The following is a 13,623-nucleotide window of genomic DNA, read 5'->3' on the forward strand; positions in this document are numbered from 1 at the left end:
GCTGGGGAACCATGTCCTTCAAGCACCGAGTCACCTGCCGGATGTTCGAACTGCGGGACGCCCGCCGGGAGTGCAAGGCGGACCGGGACCTCTGGAAGGCGCAGTGGCGGGCCCGGGACGAGGACGCGAAGAACAGCGGGGCGCCGGAAGGCGGGCCCATCGGTCCGCCGCCGAACGGATTCACGCTGCTGCCCTGGCTCCTGATGGGGCTCGGCGCCTTCTCGAACCTCCTCCAGGGCAAGACGGCCAACCCCTGGATCGGCGGCATCGGCCTGTTCGCCTTCAACAGCCTGTACATCTCGGTCGTGTTCCAGGCATTCGACAAGAGGCGGCGCGAGGCCCGGTACACGCTCCTGGCACTGATCGCGATGGGCCTGCTCACCTGCGGGCTCGCGATCACCTACGGCGGCAGCTGGCTGATGTTCTTCCCGCTGCTCGGCCTGGCGGCGGGCGCGGTCGTCAGGGGCCGCCGCCTCGGCCAGGTCGGCCTCGGCCTGAGCGTGCTGGCCGGGACCATCGGCGGTCTCAAGGAGGGCTGGGACGCGATCAACATCGCGTACGGCACCTTCCTGTCCACGATGGTGACCGCCGCGATCCTCTCCCTGTCCGAGGCGGTACGCGAACTGCGCGCCGCCCGCGAGGAGTTGGCGCACCGCGCGGTGGAGCAGGAGCGGCTGCGGTTCTCGCGCGACCTGCACGACCTGCTCGGGCACACGCTCTCCGTGATCGTCGTGAAGTCGGAGGCGGCCCGCCGGCTCGCGCATCGCGACCTCGACGCGGCGCTCACGCAGGTGTCCGACATCGAGTCCGTCGGCCGGCAGGCGCTGACCGAGATCCGCGAGGCCGTCACCGGCTACCGCGACGGCAGTCTCACCACCGAGCTCGACCGGGCCCGCTCGGCGCTCATGGCGGCCGGGATCGAGCCCGTCGTGCGCCAGTCGGGTCCGCCGCTCGCCGCGCAGACGGAGACGCTGCTCGGCTGGGTGGTGCGGGAGGCGGTCACGAACGCGGTGCGCCACAGCGGGGCGTCACGCTGCGAGATCTCCGTGGACGGCACCCCGGAGCGCGTGCGGCTCAGGGTCCACGACAACGGGCGCGGCGCCGCCGCCGAGCCGCCGGAGCCGGGCATCGGCGGCACGGGCCTGCGGGGCCTGGCCGAGCGGCTCGGCGCTGCGGGCGGCTCGCTGGAGGCGGGTCCGGCCGCGCGCGGCTTCACGGTGACTGCACAGCTCCCCGTCCTGTCGGACGGAGCGGAAGCGGACGCGATGCTGGAGCCGGAACGCGCCGGGTGACGGCGTGCGGGGCGCTCTACCCTGGGCCCGTGAACGAGATGCCCCGGGATCACCGGCCCGCGAAGTCCGTACGAGTACTCCTCGCCGAGGACCAGGGCATGATGCGGGGCGCTCTCGCGCTGCTGCTCGGTCTGGAGGAGGACATCGAGGTCGTCGCGCAGGTCGCGACGGGTGACGCGATCGTCGGCAGGGCGCTGGAGACGCGGCCCGATGTGGCACTGCTCGACATCGAACTGCCGGGCCGCAGCGGCCTGGACGCGGCGGCGGACCTGCGTGAGGAATGCCCGGACTGCCGGGTCCTGATCCTGACGACGTTCGGCAGGCCGGGCTATCTGCGCCGGGCGATGGAGGCGGGCGCGGCCGGATTCCTGGTCAAGGACGGGCCGGTGGAGGATCTCGCGGAGGCCGTCCGGCGGGTCCTGCGTGGCGAGACGGTCATCGACCCGGCGCTCGCTGCGGCGGCGCTGAGCGCGGGCCCGAACCCGCTGACAGCGCGCGAGTGCGACGTCCTGAAGGCGTCGGTGGACGGTGCGACGGTCTCCGACATCGCGGGCAGACTGCATCTGTCGGAGTCGACGGTGCGCAACTATCTGTCCTCGGCCATCGGCAAGACAGGGACCCGTAACCGCATGGAGGCGTTGCGGGAGGCGCGTCAGCAGGGGTGGCTGTGACGGCCTCCGGCCCGCTCAACTCGCGGGCTGCCGGGCCTCCTTCGCGTGCGGCATCCACGTCAGCAGGACCAGCACGGCCACCAGCAGGATGCCCGCACCCCACCGGAACGCGGCCGCGTACCCGTTGGTGAGGTCCTCGGGCCCGGTTCCCCCGGCGGAGTGGCCGGCCGCCACGGTGGACAGGATCGCGAGGCCCAGCGAACCGCCCAGCGTCCGCGAGGTGTTGATGAGTCCGGACACCAGACCGGCGTCCCCGGGCGCGGCGCCCGAGGTGGCGAGCGAGGCCAGGGGCGTCATCGCGAGTCCGGCGCCCGCCATCATCACCATGCCCGGCAGCATGATCCCGGTGACGTAACTGCCGTGCGGGCCCATCGTCGACTGCCAGGCGAACCCGGCGGCCGTGATGAGGACGCCGGACACGGCGACGGCCCGTGCGCCGGCGCGGCGCATCAGGCGCGGGGCGGTCTTGGATCCGGCGACGACGGCGAGCGAGCTGGGCACGAGGGCGAGGCCGGCCTCGATCGGGGTGTAGCCGAGGACGTTCTGCGCGTACAGGGTCATGAAGAACCACATCGCGAAGCTGCCCATGCCGCACACGAACATCGCCGCGTTGGCCGCCGCGACCGCGCGGACCCGGAACAGGCCGAGCGGCATCAGCGGCAGGCGGGTGCGCGCCTCGACGGCGAGGAACGTCACGATCAGCGCCAGGGCGACGCCGAGCGGCACCAGGGTCGCGGCGGCGCCCCAGCCCTCGGCCTCGGTCTGCACGACCCCGTACGCGAGGGTCGCGGTGCCCGCCGTGACGAGGACGGCGCCCGGCAGGTCGAGGCGCCGCTCGCCGCCGGCCTTCGACTCCCGGATCCAGCGGGCTGCGGCCGTGAGCACCAGGGCGCCCAGGGGGACGTTGATCAGCAGCACCCAGCGCCAGTCGAGGCCCTCGGTGAGCACGCCGCCGACGAGCCCGCCGGCCGCGCCGCCGCCCGCCCCGACGGCGGTCCAGGTCGCGATGGCCCGGGCGCGGGCAGCGCCCTCGGGGACGGCGGACGTCAGGATGGTGAGCGTCGACGGCGCGAGGACCGCGGCGCCGAGTCCCTGGACGGCGCGGGCGGCGAGCAGCTGCCAGCCCTCCTGCGCAAGGCCGCCCGCGAGGGAGGCGAGCGTGAAGAGCCCGAGCCCCACGAGGAACATCCGCTTGCGCCCGAACAGGTCGCCGGCCCGCCCGCCGAGCAGCATGAACCCGGCGAACGCGATCGAGTAGGCGTTGACCACCCATTGCAGCCCGGTGGCGCTGAGCCCCAGGTCCGCGCGCATGGACGGCAGGGCGACGTTGACGACGGAGACGTCGAGGACGACGAGGAACTGTCCGGCGGAGGCGGCCGCCACAATGAGCCAGGTGGGCGGCGCGGCCTTGCGGGACATCGCGATGTCGGCAGGGGCTTCAAGCATGAGTGTCATGGTCTCAGCCAGCTGTCGGTCCGTACATCAGGATTTCGGCGCACCCGGTACTGGTCCCCTGGGACTACGACCTGCGCAGCATGGTCACGACGGCGGCGCCGCCCAGTCCGATGTTGTGGGCGAGCCCCACGCGGGCGTCCGCGACCTGGCGCGCACCGGCCTGGCCCCTCAGCTGCCAGGTCAGTTCGGCCGCCTGCGCGATGCCGGTCGCGCCGAGCGGGTGGCCCTTGGAGATGAGGCCGCCCGACGGGTTCACGACCCAGCGTCCGCCGTACGTCGTCGCGCCCTCCTCGACGAGCTTGCCGGAGGCTCCCGGAGCACACATGCCGAGCGCCTCGTAGGTGAGCAGTTCGTTGACGGAGAAGCAGTCGTGCAGCTCGATCACGTCGACGTCCTCGATGCCGAGCCCGGAGTCCTCGTAGACGCGGGTGGCGGCGGCCTGTGACATGGGCCGGCCGACGACGTCGATGCAGGAGCCGGAGGCGAAGGACTCCCCCGTGTCGGTCGTCATGGCCTGCGCGGCGATCTCCACGGCCTTGTCGCCCAGGTCGTGGAGTTCGACGAACCGCTCCGACACGACGACGGCCGCCGCCGCGCCGTCCGAGGTGGGTGAGCACTGGAGCTTGGTGAGCGGCGCGTGGATGGTCTTCGCGGCGAGGATCTCGTCGACGGTGTACGGGTCCTGGAACTGGGCGTACGGGTTGTTCACGGAGTGCCGGTGGTTCTTGGCCCCGACGGCGGCGAGCTGGGCCTCGGTCGTGCCGTACTTCTCCATGTGCTCGCGGGCCGCGTCGCCGAAGATCTGGGCGGTGGGCGGGGACATCTCGAAGCCGTGCTTCGCGGCCATGATGCCGTAGTGCCTGGCTACGGGTGACGTCTTGAAGTCGCCCCCGTCGGCCCCTCCGCCGAGCGCGCCGCGCTGCATCTTCTCGAAGCCGAGCGCCAGGACGCAGTCGTTGAGGCCGCCCTCGACGAACTGGCGGGCGAGCATCAGCGCGCTCGAACCCGTCGCGCAGTTGTTGTTGACGTTGTAGACGGGGACGCCGGTCAGGCCGAGTTCGTAGACCGCGCGCTGCCCGGCGGTCGAGGCCTGGAAGCAGTAGCCGACGGGGACCTGCTCCACGTCCTCGTAAGAGATCCCGGCGTCGTCGAGGGCCTTCGTCCCGGCCTCTTTCGCCATGTCCCAGTACTGCCAGTCGCGGCTCTCGGGCTTCTCGAACCTGGTCATCCCGACGCCGACTATGTACGCCTTGCCCATGGAAACGGCCTCCTGCCAGTATCTGACGAGTCGTCAGATAGTGGCAGGGGCGGGCCGCCGAGGGAAGGGCTTCCCCGGCTTCCGGCGGCAGGCGGCTTCTAGCGGAAGGCCGCGTGTCCCGTGAGCGCCTGGCCGAGCGCCAGCGTGTGCATCTCCGTCGTGCCCTCGTAAGTGAGCACGGACTCAAGGTTGTTGGCGTGGCGGATCACCGGGTACTCCAGCGAGATGCCGTTGGCGCCGAGGATCGTGCGGGCGGTGCGGCAGATCTCGATGGCCTCGCGGACGTTGTTCAGCTTGCCGAAGCTGATCTGTGCCGGGTGGACACCGGCGGGCGAGTCCTTCAGGTCGGCCAGGCGCAGCGCCGTCAGCGTCGCCTTGTGGAGTTCGAGCGCCATGTCGACGAGCTTCTGCTGCGTGAGCTGGAACGCGGCGATCGGCTTGCCGAACTGCTCGCGCTGGCCCGCGTAGTCGGCGGCCGCCTGCCAGGCCGAGCGCGCGGCGCCGATGACGCCCCACACGATGCCGTAGCGCGCCTCGTTCAGACAGGTCAGAGGCGCGCCCACGCCGCGCGCCTCGGGCAGCAGGGCGGACGCGGGCAGGCGTACGCCGTCGAGGACCAGCTCACTGGTCACGCTCGCCCGCAGCGACATCTTGTGCTTGATGAGCGGCGCCGAGAAGCCGGGCGTTTCGGTGGGCACGACGAAGCCGCGCACCCCGTCCTCGGTCTGCGCCCACACGACGGCGACGGCCGCGACCGAGCCGTTCGTGATCCACATCTTGCGGCCGTCGAGAACCCAGTCCCCGCCGTCACGCCGGGCCCGCGTCGTCATGGACGACGGGTCGGAGCCGTGGTCGGGCTCGGTCAGGCCGAAGCAGCCGATGGCCTCGCCCGACGCCATGCGCGGCAGCCACTCCTGCTTCTGCTCCTCGGAGCCGAAGCGGTGGATCGCGAACATGGCCAGGGAGCCCTGCACGGACACGAAGGAGCGCAGGCCCGAGTCCGTCGCCTCCAGCTCGCGGCACGCGATGCCGTAGGCGCGGGCGGACATGCCGGCGCACCCGTAGCCCTCCAGGTGCATGCCGAGCAGGCCCATCTTGCCGAATTCGCGGGCGAGTTCGCGCAGGGCGGGCAGCTCCCCGCTCTCGAACCACTCGGCGATGTGGGGCTCGACCTTGTCGTCGAGGTACTGACGGACCGTGTCGCGCACAGCCCGCTCCTCGTCGGTGAGGAGCGCTTCGAGGTTCAGCGGGTCGACGGGGTCGAGGGCGGCGAACGGCATGATCAGGCTCCTTGAGGGTGGTCGAGCAGGCGGTCGATGGCGGACTCGTCGTAGCCGAGTTCGGTGAGTATGTCCCGGCTGTGCAGGCCGAGGGTGGGCGGGGCGGTGCGCACCGCCGGGCGCTCGCCGCGGAAGGTGACGGGGAAGGCGACCTGCTGGAGCGGGCCCACGTCCGGGTGGTCGACCTTCTGGACCATGCCGAGCGCCTCGGTCTGCGGGCAGTCGTAGACCTCGTCGAGGGTGCGGATCGGCGCGACGGGGACGCCGCGCGGCTTCAGCAGAGCGCACCAGTTGGCCACGGTGTCGTCGACGAGGACGGACTCCAGCTTGGCGTTGAGGGCCGTGCGGTGCGTGACGCGGGCCCGGTTGGTCGAGAATCGCGGGTCGTCGGCCCACTCCGGGTGGCCCAGCGCCTCACTCAGCCTGCGGAAGAGGCCGTCGCTGCCGACGGCGATCACGAAGTGCCCGTCGGACGCCGGGTAGGCCTGGTACGGGACGAGGCTCGGGTGGCCGGAGCCGAGGCGGGTGGGGCGCTCCCCGGTGGCGAAGTAGCCGGTCGCCCAGTTGATGTGCAGGGCGAGCTGGGACTCGTACAGGGAGGTCGTGACGTACTGGCCGTGGCCCGTGCGCTCGCGTTCGACGAGTGCGGCGTTGACGCCGATGAGGCCGAAGAGCGCGGCGCCGAGGTCGCCCATCGCGTAACCGGCCTTGACGGGCGGGCCGTCGGGTTCGCCGGTCAGGGACATCAGGCCGGCCGACGCCTGGGCCACCATGTCGTAGCCGGGCTCGTCGCGCAGCGGGCCCGTGTCGCCGAACGCGGAGATGTGCAGGATGACCAGCCGCGGGTAGCGCTCGCTGAGTTCGCGGTAGTCGAAGACGCGGGCGAGTGAGCTGCCGGGCCGGAAGTTCTCCACCATCACGTCCGCGTCGGCGAGCATGCGGTGGACGGCCTCCTGCCCCTCGGGGGACTTGAGGTCGAGGGTGACGGAGCGCTTGTTGCGGTTGGCGGCCAGGTAGTAGGTCGCGTCGGGGCCGTTGAAGGGCGGGCCCCAGGCGCGCGTCGGGTCGCCGCCGTCGGGGTGCTCGACCTTGATGACGTAGGCGCCGAGGTCGGCGAGCGACATGGTGACGTAGGGCCCGGCGAGGATCTTGGACAGGTCCACGACCTTCATTCCGGCCAGCGGGGCGGCGGGGCGGGGCTGCTCAGGCATGTGCGGCGGGCTCCTTCACCGTGTTCTCCATCGCCGGGGTCTCCTGTGCCGTGCTGGGCGCGACCTGTCCACCCTCGGCCAGTTCGGCCAGGTGGTCCAGTGCGACGCGGGGCGAGGTGTCCGGGTCGTCGAGGAGCACGGTGCAGGTGCGGGCGACGAGGAGGGCGCGGCCGTTGCCGCTGGTCTGCGTCTCGTGGGCGGCCTGGTCGTACAGGAGGGTCTCCATGACGGCGCGCGTGAGCTCGTCGGCGTACTGGCCGATCCGCATCTCCTGCTCATCGGCGGGGAGTTCGAGGAGCGCGTCGCCCTTCTTGCGCAGCAGCTCCCAGCGCTCCCGCGTCTCTGCGCGGTCGCCGTAGGTGTCGGCGAGGGTGCGGTGGGCATCCTGGCGGCGCATGCAGCGCAGCACGTCGAGCGCGATGACGTTCGAGGAGCCCTCCCAGATGGAGCCGAGGTGCGCGTCGCGCACGAGCCGGGGGTTGACCCAGTCCTCGATGTAGCCGTTGCCGCCGCGGATCTCCATGGCCTCGCCGGTGACGGTCCGGGCGCGCTTGCACAGGGTGTGCTTGGCGAGCGGAGTGAGGACGCGGACGAGCTCGCGAGCCACCCCTTCTTCACCGCGGGCGGCCTCTTCGTCGGCGGCCGTCAGGCGGGCAGCCGCCTCCAGGACGAGCGCGAGCGCCCCCTCCGTGTCGATGATCATCGGCAGGAGCGTGGCCCGCATCAGGGGCTGCTCGAAGAGCGGCTTGCCGAAGACGTGGCGTACGCGGGTGTGGTCGACGGACTCGCGGACAGCGCGGCGCATCAGGGCCGTGGCGCGCATGGCGTTGGACAGACGGGAGACGTTGAGCATCTCGGCCATCTGCCGGAATCCGTTGGTGAGTTGGCCGACGGGCGTCGCGTATGCCTCTTCGAGGGTGACCTCGCCGCTCGCGATGGACTTCGAGCCGAGCTTGTCCTTGAGGCGGTCGATGCGGATCGCGTTGCGGGTGCCGTCGGGGCGCAGCCGCGGGACGAGGAACATGCCGAGGCCGCGGGTGCCCTCGCCCTGGCCGGGGACGCGGGCGAGGGTGAGGATCACGTCGGCGCCCGGGTTGGACGCGAACCACTTCTTGCCGGTGAGCGTCCAGTGCGCGCCCTGGTCGCAGGCGACGGTCTCCGTCAGACCGACGTCGGTGCCGCCCTGCTTCTCCGTCATGAACATCGCGCCCGTGGCCCGCAGTCCGGGGTCGGTGGAGGAGAGCGCGGCGATCTCGGCCGCGTACCGCTCGGGGTCGAACAGGCGCAGGATGCGGGCGGCCGAGTCCGTCATGGACAGCGGGCAGGCCATGCCGAACTCGGACTGCACATAGAGGTAGGACAGGGCGTACTTGACGGTGTGCGGGACCTTGGACGGCCAGCCGTGGACGCCGGGGCGGTGCGACATCGCGGCGAGCCCGAACTCCTCGTAGGCGATGGCGGCGGCGCGGTCGTGGGCGGGGTGGTACTCGATCTCGTCGACGCGTTCACCGCCGGGCGCGTACTGGACCAGGCGGGGCGGGTTGGCGTCGGCGAGCGCGGCCTGCCGGTCGAGGTCGCCGGCCGCGAGCGCGCCGAGTCCGGTCAGGAGCGGCTCGACGCGGGCGCGGTCGTCGGCGGACAGGACACGGTCGAGGAAGGGGCGCAGCGCGGGGTCGCGGTCGGCGTAGTTCATCGGGGGATCACTCCGGGTCAGGCGTGGGAGGCGGTGCGGGTGGTGACGGCGGCCGGCTCCGGCGCGGCGGCGATACGGGCGAGCAGCGGCAGGACACCGACGAGGGTCACGAGGGTGTAGCCGAGGCCGAGCGCGACGACGGGCCAGATAGAGCCGGTGGCGTTGAGGAGGTACTGGGAGACGATCGGCGCGGTCCCGGCGAACAGCGTCGTGCACAGCTGGTACGAGAGGGACATGCCGGTGTAGCGGACCTCGACGGGGAAGACCCGGGCGAGGATGCCGGCGAGCGCCGCGTAGTACATGGCGTGCGGGAAGGTGGCGAGGCCCATGCCGAGAACGGCCAGCCAGAAGTTGCCGGTCCCGACGAGGACGAACATCAGCGGCAGGACGACGAATTCGGGCAGCAGCATCCACAACACGGCTTTGCGTACGGGCCACTTGCTCGCGAGCACCGCGCCGAAGGGCTGCACGATGACCTGGACGACCAGCGCGAGCGAGATGACGGTCAGGAACGACGTGCGGTCGAAGCCGAGGTCGGAGGTGGCCCAGGACAGGGCGAAGGTCGTCTTGACGTAGGTGATCGCGACCCCGGCCGTGCCGGCGAGGACACCGAGCAGGACCAGCATCGGCGAGCGGGTCAGGACGTCCTTGATGGGCAGCTTGGACGTCTGCTTGCGCTCCAGGGCCGCGGCCATCTCGGGGGTCTCGGCGAGCCGCAGGCGTATGAACAGGCCGACGGCGACGAGTACGGCGGAGAAGAGGAACGGGACGCGCCAGCCCCAGGACTCGAAGGCGGCGTCCGGGAGCTGGGCGATGCCGAGGAAGGCGAGCGTGGCGAGGAGGTTGCCGACCGGGGAGCCCTGCTGGGCGAACGCCCCGTACAGGAGCTTGCGCTTGGGCGGCGCGTACTCGGTGGCGATGAGGACGGCGCCGCCCCACTCGCCGCCCATCGCGACGCCCTGGACCATGCGCAGCAGGACGAGGAGGACGGGCGCGGCGGCGCCGATCTGGGCGTATCCCGGGAGCAGGCCGACGCAGAAGGTGGCGGCGCCCATCATGGTGAGCGTGGTGACGAGGGCCTTCTTGCGGCCGTAGCGGTCGCCGAAGTGGCCGAAGATCACGCCGCCGAGCGGGCGGGCCAGGAAGCCGACCCAGAAGGTGGCGAAGGCGGCGAGGGTGCCCACGGCCGGCGAGGCCCCGGCGAAGAAGATCTTGCCGAGGACCAGAGCGGACGCGGAGCCGTAGATGTAGAAGTCGAACCACTCGATGGTGGTCCCGACGAAGGCGGTGACACCGGCGCGGCGGGCATCACGGGCCTGTGTTGCGCTGACCCCGGGGACTGGGGCGTCGTGCGACATGACGAGCGTCCTCTCGTAGCGGTATCCCGCTGGGAGGGGACGGGCCGGAGGGTGCGGGGCCACCGAGCGGCCGGTGCCCGTCCACGCTCCACGCCCGGCGCTCATCGCTCCGTCGCGAGACGTGGATCACTCTGCACCCGCCCATTAGGATGTGTCCAAGACCAATACCGGCCTCCAGTCAGACGTCTTCCGTCAAAATGTGGGGGATCATCCGCGGGCGTCGGGCGCGTCCGGGGGCGTCGGCAGGACTTCCTCCGCCACGCGCAGGACCGCCTGGAGGGGCGCCGAGCGGTTTCCGGTGCGCCAGCCGAGGGCGATGGGGAGCACCGGCACGTCGTCCCCCGCCAGCGGCCTGAACACCACGTGTTCCAGATGGATGGCGCGCGCGGACGCCACGACGACGGCGAGCCCGACACCCGCCCCGACGAGGGCGAGCATGTTGTACGAGTCCGGCGCCTCCTGCGCGATCCGGGGCGCGAACCCGGCCTCGTGGCAGGCCTGCACCATGGCCTCCCGCACGGCCGAGCCGCGGGCGACGGGGAACGTCACGAACGGCTCGTGCGCCAGCTCGGCGAAGTGGACCTCGTCCTGCCGGGCCAGCGGGTGACTGTCGGGCAGCGCGAGCACGAGCCGCTCCATCCGCACGACGCGCGCGGTGATCCCGCGCCGCACCGGGAGCGCCACGAACCCCACGTCGAGGGACCCGTCCGCGAGCCTGCCGAGCGCCTCGCCGGTATAGGTCTGCCCCTCCAACACCAGCTCGATACCCGGGAGTTCGGACGTGACGGCGCGGGTGAGCAGCGGCAGCGCGGAGTAGCTGCTCGCCCCGGCGAACCCGACGGTGACCCGCCCCACCTCCCCTAGGTGCGCGGCCTGCACGGTCCTGCGCACCGCCGAGGCCTCGGCGAGCAGATGCCGGGCGGGCCCGAGCAGCGCGTGCCCGGCCGCGGTGAGCCGCACGGTCCGGGTGGTCCGGTCGAACAGCTTGACGCCCAGATCCCGCTCGAGCAGCTTGATCTGCTGGCTGAGCGGCGACTGCGCGATGTGCAGCCGCTCGGCGGCCCGCCCGAAGTGCAGTTCCTCGGCGACGGCGACGAATCCTGAGAGGTGTCTGAGCTCCACGCGGCGACGATACGGCCCAGGCGCGGCCCGGACGCCGGCGAGCCCGGACCCGCGCGAGCCCGGGCCCGCGCGAGCCCGGGCCTCAGTCGCGAGGCAGACCCAGGATCCGTTCCGCCACGACGTTCAGCTGCACCTGCGTCGTGCCGCCGGCGATCGTCAGGCAGCGCGACATCAGGAATCCGTGCAGCGCCCGCTCCCCCGTCCCCTCCCTCAGGGCGCCCTCGGGACCGAGCAGCTCCAGGGCGAGTTCGGCGACCTTCTGCTGGTGCGGCGTCTGCACGAGTTTCCGTACGGACGCCCCCGGGCCCGGCTCCGCGCCGGCCACCTGCCGCATCGTCGTGCGCAGCCCTATGCAGGCCAGGGCGTGCGCCTCCGTGGCGAGCGCGCCGATCCGCGCCCGGTACGCGCCGTCGAGCGTTCCGGCGCGGGCGATCAGCGCCTCCAGGCCCGTGTCGAAGGTCAACTGGTCGGCCATGTGGACCCGTTCGTTGCCGAGCGTGTTCCGGGCGACGCGCCAGCCGTCGTCCACCTGCCCCACCACGGCGTCCTCGGGAAGCAGCACGTCGTCGAAGTACACCTCGTTGAAGAGCGAGTCCCCGGTGATCTCCTTCAGGGGCCGTACGGCGATGCCCTCGGTCCGCTTCATGTCGACGACGAAGTAGGTGAGGCCCTTGTGCTTGGGGGCGTCCGGGTTGGTGCGCGCGAGCAGGATCCCGTGGTCGGCCCACTGGGCGGCGCTCGTCCACACCTTCTGCCCGTTGACGCGCCAGCGCCCGTCCTCGGTGCGCTCGGCCTTCGTCCGCAGCGAGGCCAGGTCGGAGCCGGCGCCGGGTTCGGAGAACAGCTGGCACCACATGACCTCGCCCAGGAGGGTGGGCAGGAGGTAGCGGTCCCGCTGCTCCTCGGTGCCATAGGCGAGGAGCGAGGGGACGACCCAGGTCCCGATGCCGAGGTCACTGACGCGGACTCCCGCGGCGGCGAGTTCCTGCTGTACGGCGAGCTGCTGGACGGGGCCCGCGCCGAGGCCGTACGGCTCGGGCAGGTGCGGCGCCGCGTAACCGGTGGGGGCGAGAGCGCGGCGGGCGGCGGCCGGGTCGAGGCCGGACATCCCCTCGACGGCCTCGCGGGCCCGCGCCCGGAACACCTCTGCCTCCGCGGGCAGTTCGAGGCGCAGCTCGCGCCGCGCCCCGCCTTCCGCGAGCCGCACCGCCCGCAGCCGGTGTGCGTCTCCCGCGCCGAGCAGCTGCCGCGCGACGACGGCCCGCCGCAGATAGAGATGCGCGTCGTGCTCCCAGGTGAACCCGATCCCGCCGAGGATCTGCACACAGTCCTTGGCGCAGGAGTACGCGGCATCGAGCGCGGCCCCCGCGGCGAGCGCGACGACCAGCTCACGCGCCGCGCCACCGTCCGATGCCTGAACACCCTCGCCCGCCGCCCGTGCCGCGTCCCACACCAGCGCCCGCGCCTGCTCGACCCGGACCAGCATGTCCGCGCACAGGTGCTTGACGCCCTGGAACTGCCCGATCGGCCGCCCGAACTGCTCCCGCACCTTCGCGTACTCGGCAGCCGTGTGCAGTGCCCACGCCGCGACCCCGCACGCGTCGGCCGCGAGGACGACGGAGGCCAGGTCGCGCACGGTGGCCGTGTCGACGGCGAGGATCCGGGCGGCGGGCACCAGGGCGCCCCGGGCGGTGATCTCCGCGGTGGGGCGCGTGGGGTCGGCGCTCTCGTGGACGCGGCTACTGAGTCCGGCGGTGTCCGCGTCGACGGCGACCCAGACGGTCCCGGTCGCGGACTCGGCGGCCAGGAGGAGCAGGTCGGCGTCGCCCCCGGACAGGACGGGCGGCGCCACCCCGTCGAGGACGAGCCCGTCGGACACGGTGACGGCGGTCAGCGTTCCCGTACCGAGGGCGGCGGCGCCGATGCGGTCGCCGGACGCAAGGGACGCGGCGAGGCCGGCGGCGCCCGCGTGGCGCAGGACCAGTGAGGCGACGGCGTCGGCCGCGAAGGGGCCGGGCAGCGCGGCCCGCCCCGCCTCTTCGAGGACGACCGCGAGGTCGACGAGGTCGCCGCCCCCGCCGCCGTACTCCTCGGGCAGATGGAGGCCGAGCAGCCCCTGTCCGGCGAGTCCGTCCCAGTGGGCGGGGCGGCCCCCGGGAACTGCGGGGGCGTCCAGCAGTTTGCGCACTTCCTCGGGTGGTACGGCGCGTGCGAGCCAGCCGCGCACGGCGTCCGCCAGCTCCTCTTGCTCCTGCGTGATCGCGATGCCCATGCGGCGCACGG

Annotated in this window: 10 protein-coding genes; 2 read left to right on the plus strand and 8 right to left on the minus strand. The window is 72.5% G+C overall.

From position 1 onward, the window contains the following. Nucleotides 1–11: 11 nt before the first annotated feature. The gene (locus ACY0PA_RS14840; RefSeq protein ID WP_473085077.1) at nucleotides 12–1,292 is read left to right on the plus strand and encodes a sensor histidine kinase; all 1,281 of its coding nucleotides are present in this window, start codon (nucleotides 12–14) and stop codon (nucleotides 1,290–1,292) included. A gap of 38 nt (nucleotides 1,293–1,330) precedes the next feature. Further along, nucleotides 1,331–1,963 carry a response regulator gene (locus tag ACY0PA_RS14845; protein WP_473086321.1) on the plus strand — a complete coding sequence of 211 codons (633 nt, stop codon included), beginning with the start codon at nucleotides 1,331–1,333 and terminating at the stop codon, nucleotides 1,961–1,963. A gap of 15 nt (nucleotides 1,964–1,978) precedes the next feature. On the opposite strand, the gene ACY0PA_RS14850 is transcribed toward ACY0PA_RS14845, so the two are convergent. The 8 genes from ACY0PA_RS14850 to ACY0PA_RS14885 all read right to left on the minus strand — a co-directional run bounded on the left by ACY0PA_RS14850 (nucleotide 1,979) and on the right by ACY0PA_RS14885 (nucleotide 13,612). Continuing rightward, nucleotides 1,979–3,409, minus strand: coding sequence for a DHA2 family efflux MFS transporter permease subunit (locus tag ACY0PA_RS14850; protein ID WP_473085078.1), 1,431 nt, complete (start codon nucleotides 3,407–3,409; stop codon nucleotides 1,979–1,981). 73 nt (nucleotides 3,410–3,482) lie between these two features. Further along, nucleotides 3,483–4,676, minus strand: a complete 1,194-nt coding sequence (locus tag ACY0PA_RS14855) for a lipid-transfer protein (protein ID WP_473085079.1) — start codon at nucleotides 4,674–4,676, stop codon at nucleotides 3,483–3,485. A gap of 98 nt (nucleotides 4,677–4,774) precedes the next feature. Next, the gene (locus ACY0PA_RS14860) at nucleotides 4,775–5,956 is read right to left on the minus strand and encodes an acyl-CoA dehydrogenase family protein (protein ID WP_473085080.1); all 1,182 of its coding nucleotides are present in this window, start codon (nucleotides 5,954–5,956) and stop codon (nucleotides 4,775–4,777) included. Between the two features lie 2 nt (nucleotides 5,957–5,958). Beyond that, nucleotides 5,959–7,167 carry a CaiB/BaiF CoA transferase family protein gene (locus tag ACY0PA_RS14865; protein WP_473085081.1) on the minus strand — a complete coding sequence of 403 codons (1,209 nt, stop codon included), beginning with the start codon at nucleotides 7,165–7,167 and terminating at the stop codon, nucleotides 5,959–5,961. After that, a complete protein-coding gene (locus tag ACY0PA_RS14870) occupies nucleotides 7,160–8,860 on the minus strand; it encodes an acyl-CoA dehydrogenase family protein (RefSeq protein ID WP_473085082.1) in 1,701 nt (566 codons plus the stop codon). The genes ACY0PA_RS14865 and ACY0PA_RS14870 overlap by 8 nt, the downstream gene beginning before the upstream one ends. Nucleotides 8,861–8,877: 17 nt before the next feature. Next, entirely contained in the window at nucleotides 8,878–10,218 is a 1,341-nt protein-coding gene (locus tag ACY0PA_RS14875) for an MFS transporter (protein WP_473085083.1), read from the minus strand. Between the two features lie 207 nt (nucleotides 10,219–10,425). After that, nucleotides 10,426–11,340, minus strand: coding sequence for a LysR family transcriptional regulator (locus tag ACY0PA_RS14880; RefSeq protein WP_473085084.1), 915 nt, complete (start codon nucleotides 11,338–11,340; stop codon nucleotides 10,426–10,428). 82 nt (nucleotides 11,341–11,422) lie between these two features. Further along, the gene (locus tag ACY0PA_RS14885; RefSeq protein WP_473085085.1) at nucleotides 11,423–13,612 is read right to left on the minus strand and encodes an acyl-CoA dehydrogenase; all 2,190 of its coding nucleotides are present in this window, start codon (nucleotides 13,610–13,612) and stop codon (nucleotides 11,423–11,425) included. Nucleotides 13,613–13,623 lie beyond the last annotated feature (11 nt).

This window comes from Streptomyces sp. DS1-CR2 (genome assembly GCF_055760475.1).

Bases quoted from the DNA above. Each gene is read 5' to 3' on its own strand.
- ACY0PA_RS14885 (WP_473085085.1), bottom strand. From the start codon at position 13,612: ATGGGCATCGCGATCACGCAGGAGCAAGAGGAGCTGGCGGACGCCGTG.
- ACY0PA_RS14850 (WP_473085078.1), bottom strand. From the start codon at position 3,409: ATGCTTGAAGCCCCTGCCGACATCGCGATGTCCCGCAAGGCCGCGCCG.
- ACY0PA_RS14860 (WP_473085080.1), bottom strand. From the start codon at position 5,956: ATGCCGTTCGCCGCCCTCGACCCCGTCGACCCGCTGAACCTCGAAGCG.
- ACY0PA_RS14855 (WP_473085079.1), bottom strand. From the start codon at position 4,676: ATGGGCAAGGCGTACATAGTCGGCGTCGGGATGACCAGGTTCGAGAAG.
- ACY0PA_RS14840 (WP_473085077.1), top strand. From the start codon at position 12: ATGTCCTTCAAGCACCGAGTCACCTGCCGGATGTTCGAACTGCGGGAC.
- ACY0PA_RS14865 (WP_473085081.1), bottom strand. From the start codon at position 7,167: ATGCCTGAGCAGCCCCGCCCCGCCGCCCCGCTGGCCGGAATGAAGGTC.
- ACY0PA_RS14845 (WP_473086321.1), top strand. From the start codon at position 1,331: ATGCCCCGGGATCACCGGCCCGCGAAGTCCGTACGAGTACTCCTCGCC.
- ACY0PA_RS14875 (WP_473085083.1), bottom strand. From the start codon at position 10,218: ATGTCGCACGACGCCCCAGTCCCCGGGGTCAGCGCAACACAGGCCCGT.
- ACY0PA_RS14870 (WP_473085082.1), bottom strand. From the start codon at position 8,860: ATGAACTACGCCGACCGCGACCCCGCGCTGCGCCCCTTCCTCGACCGT.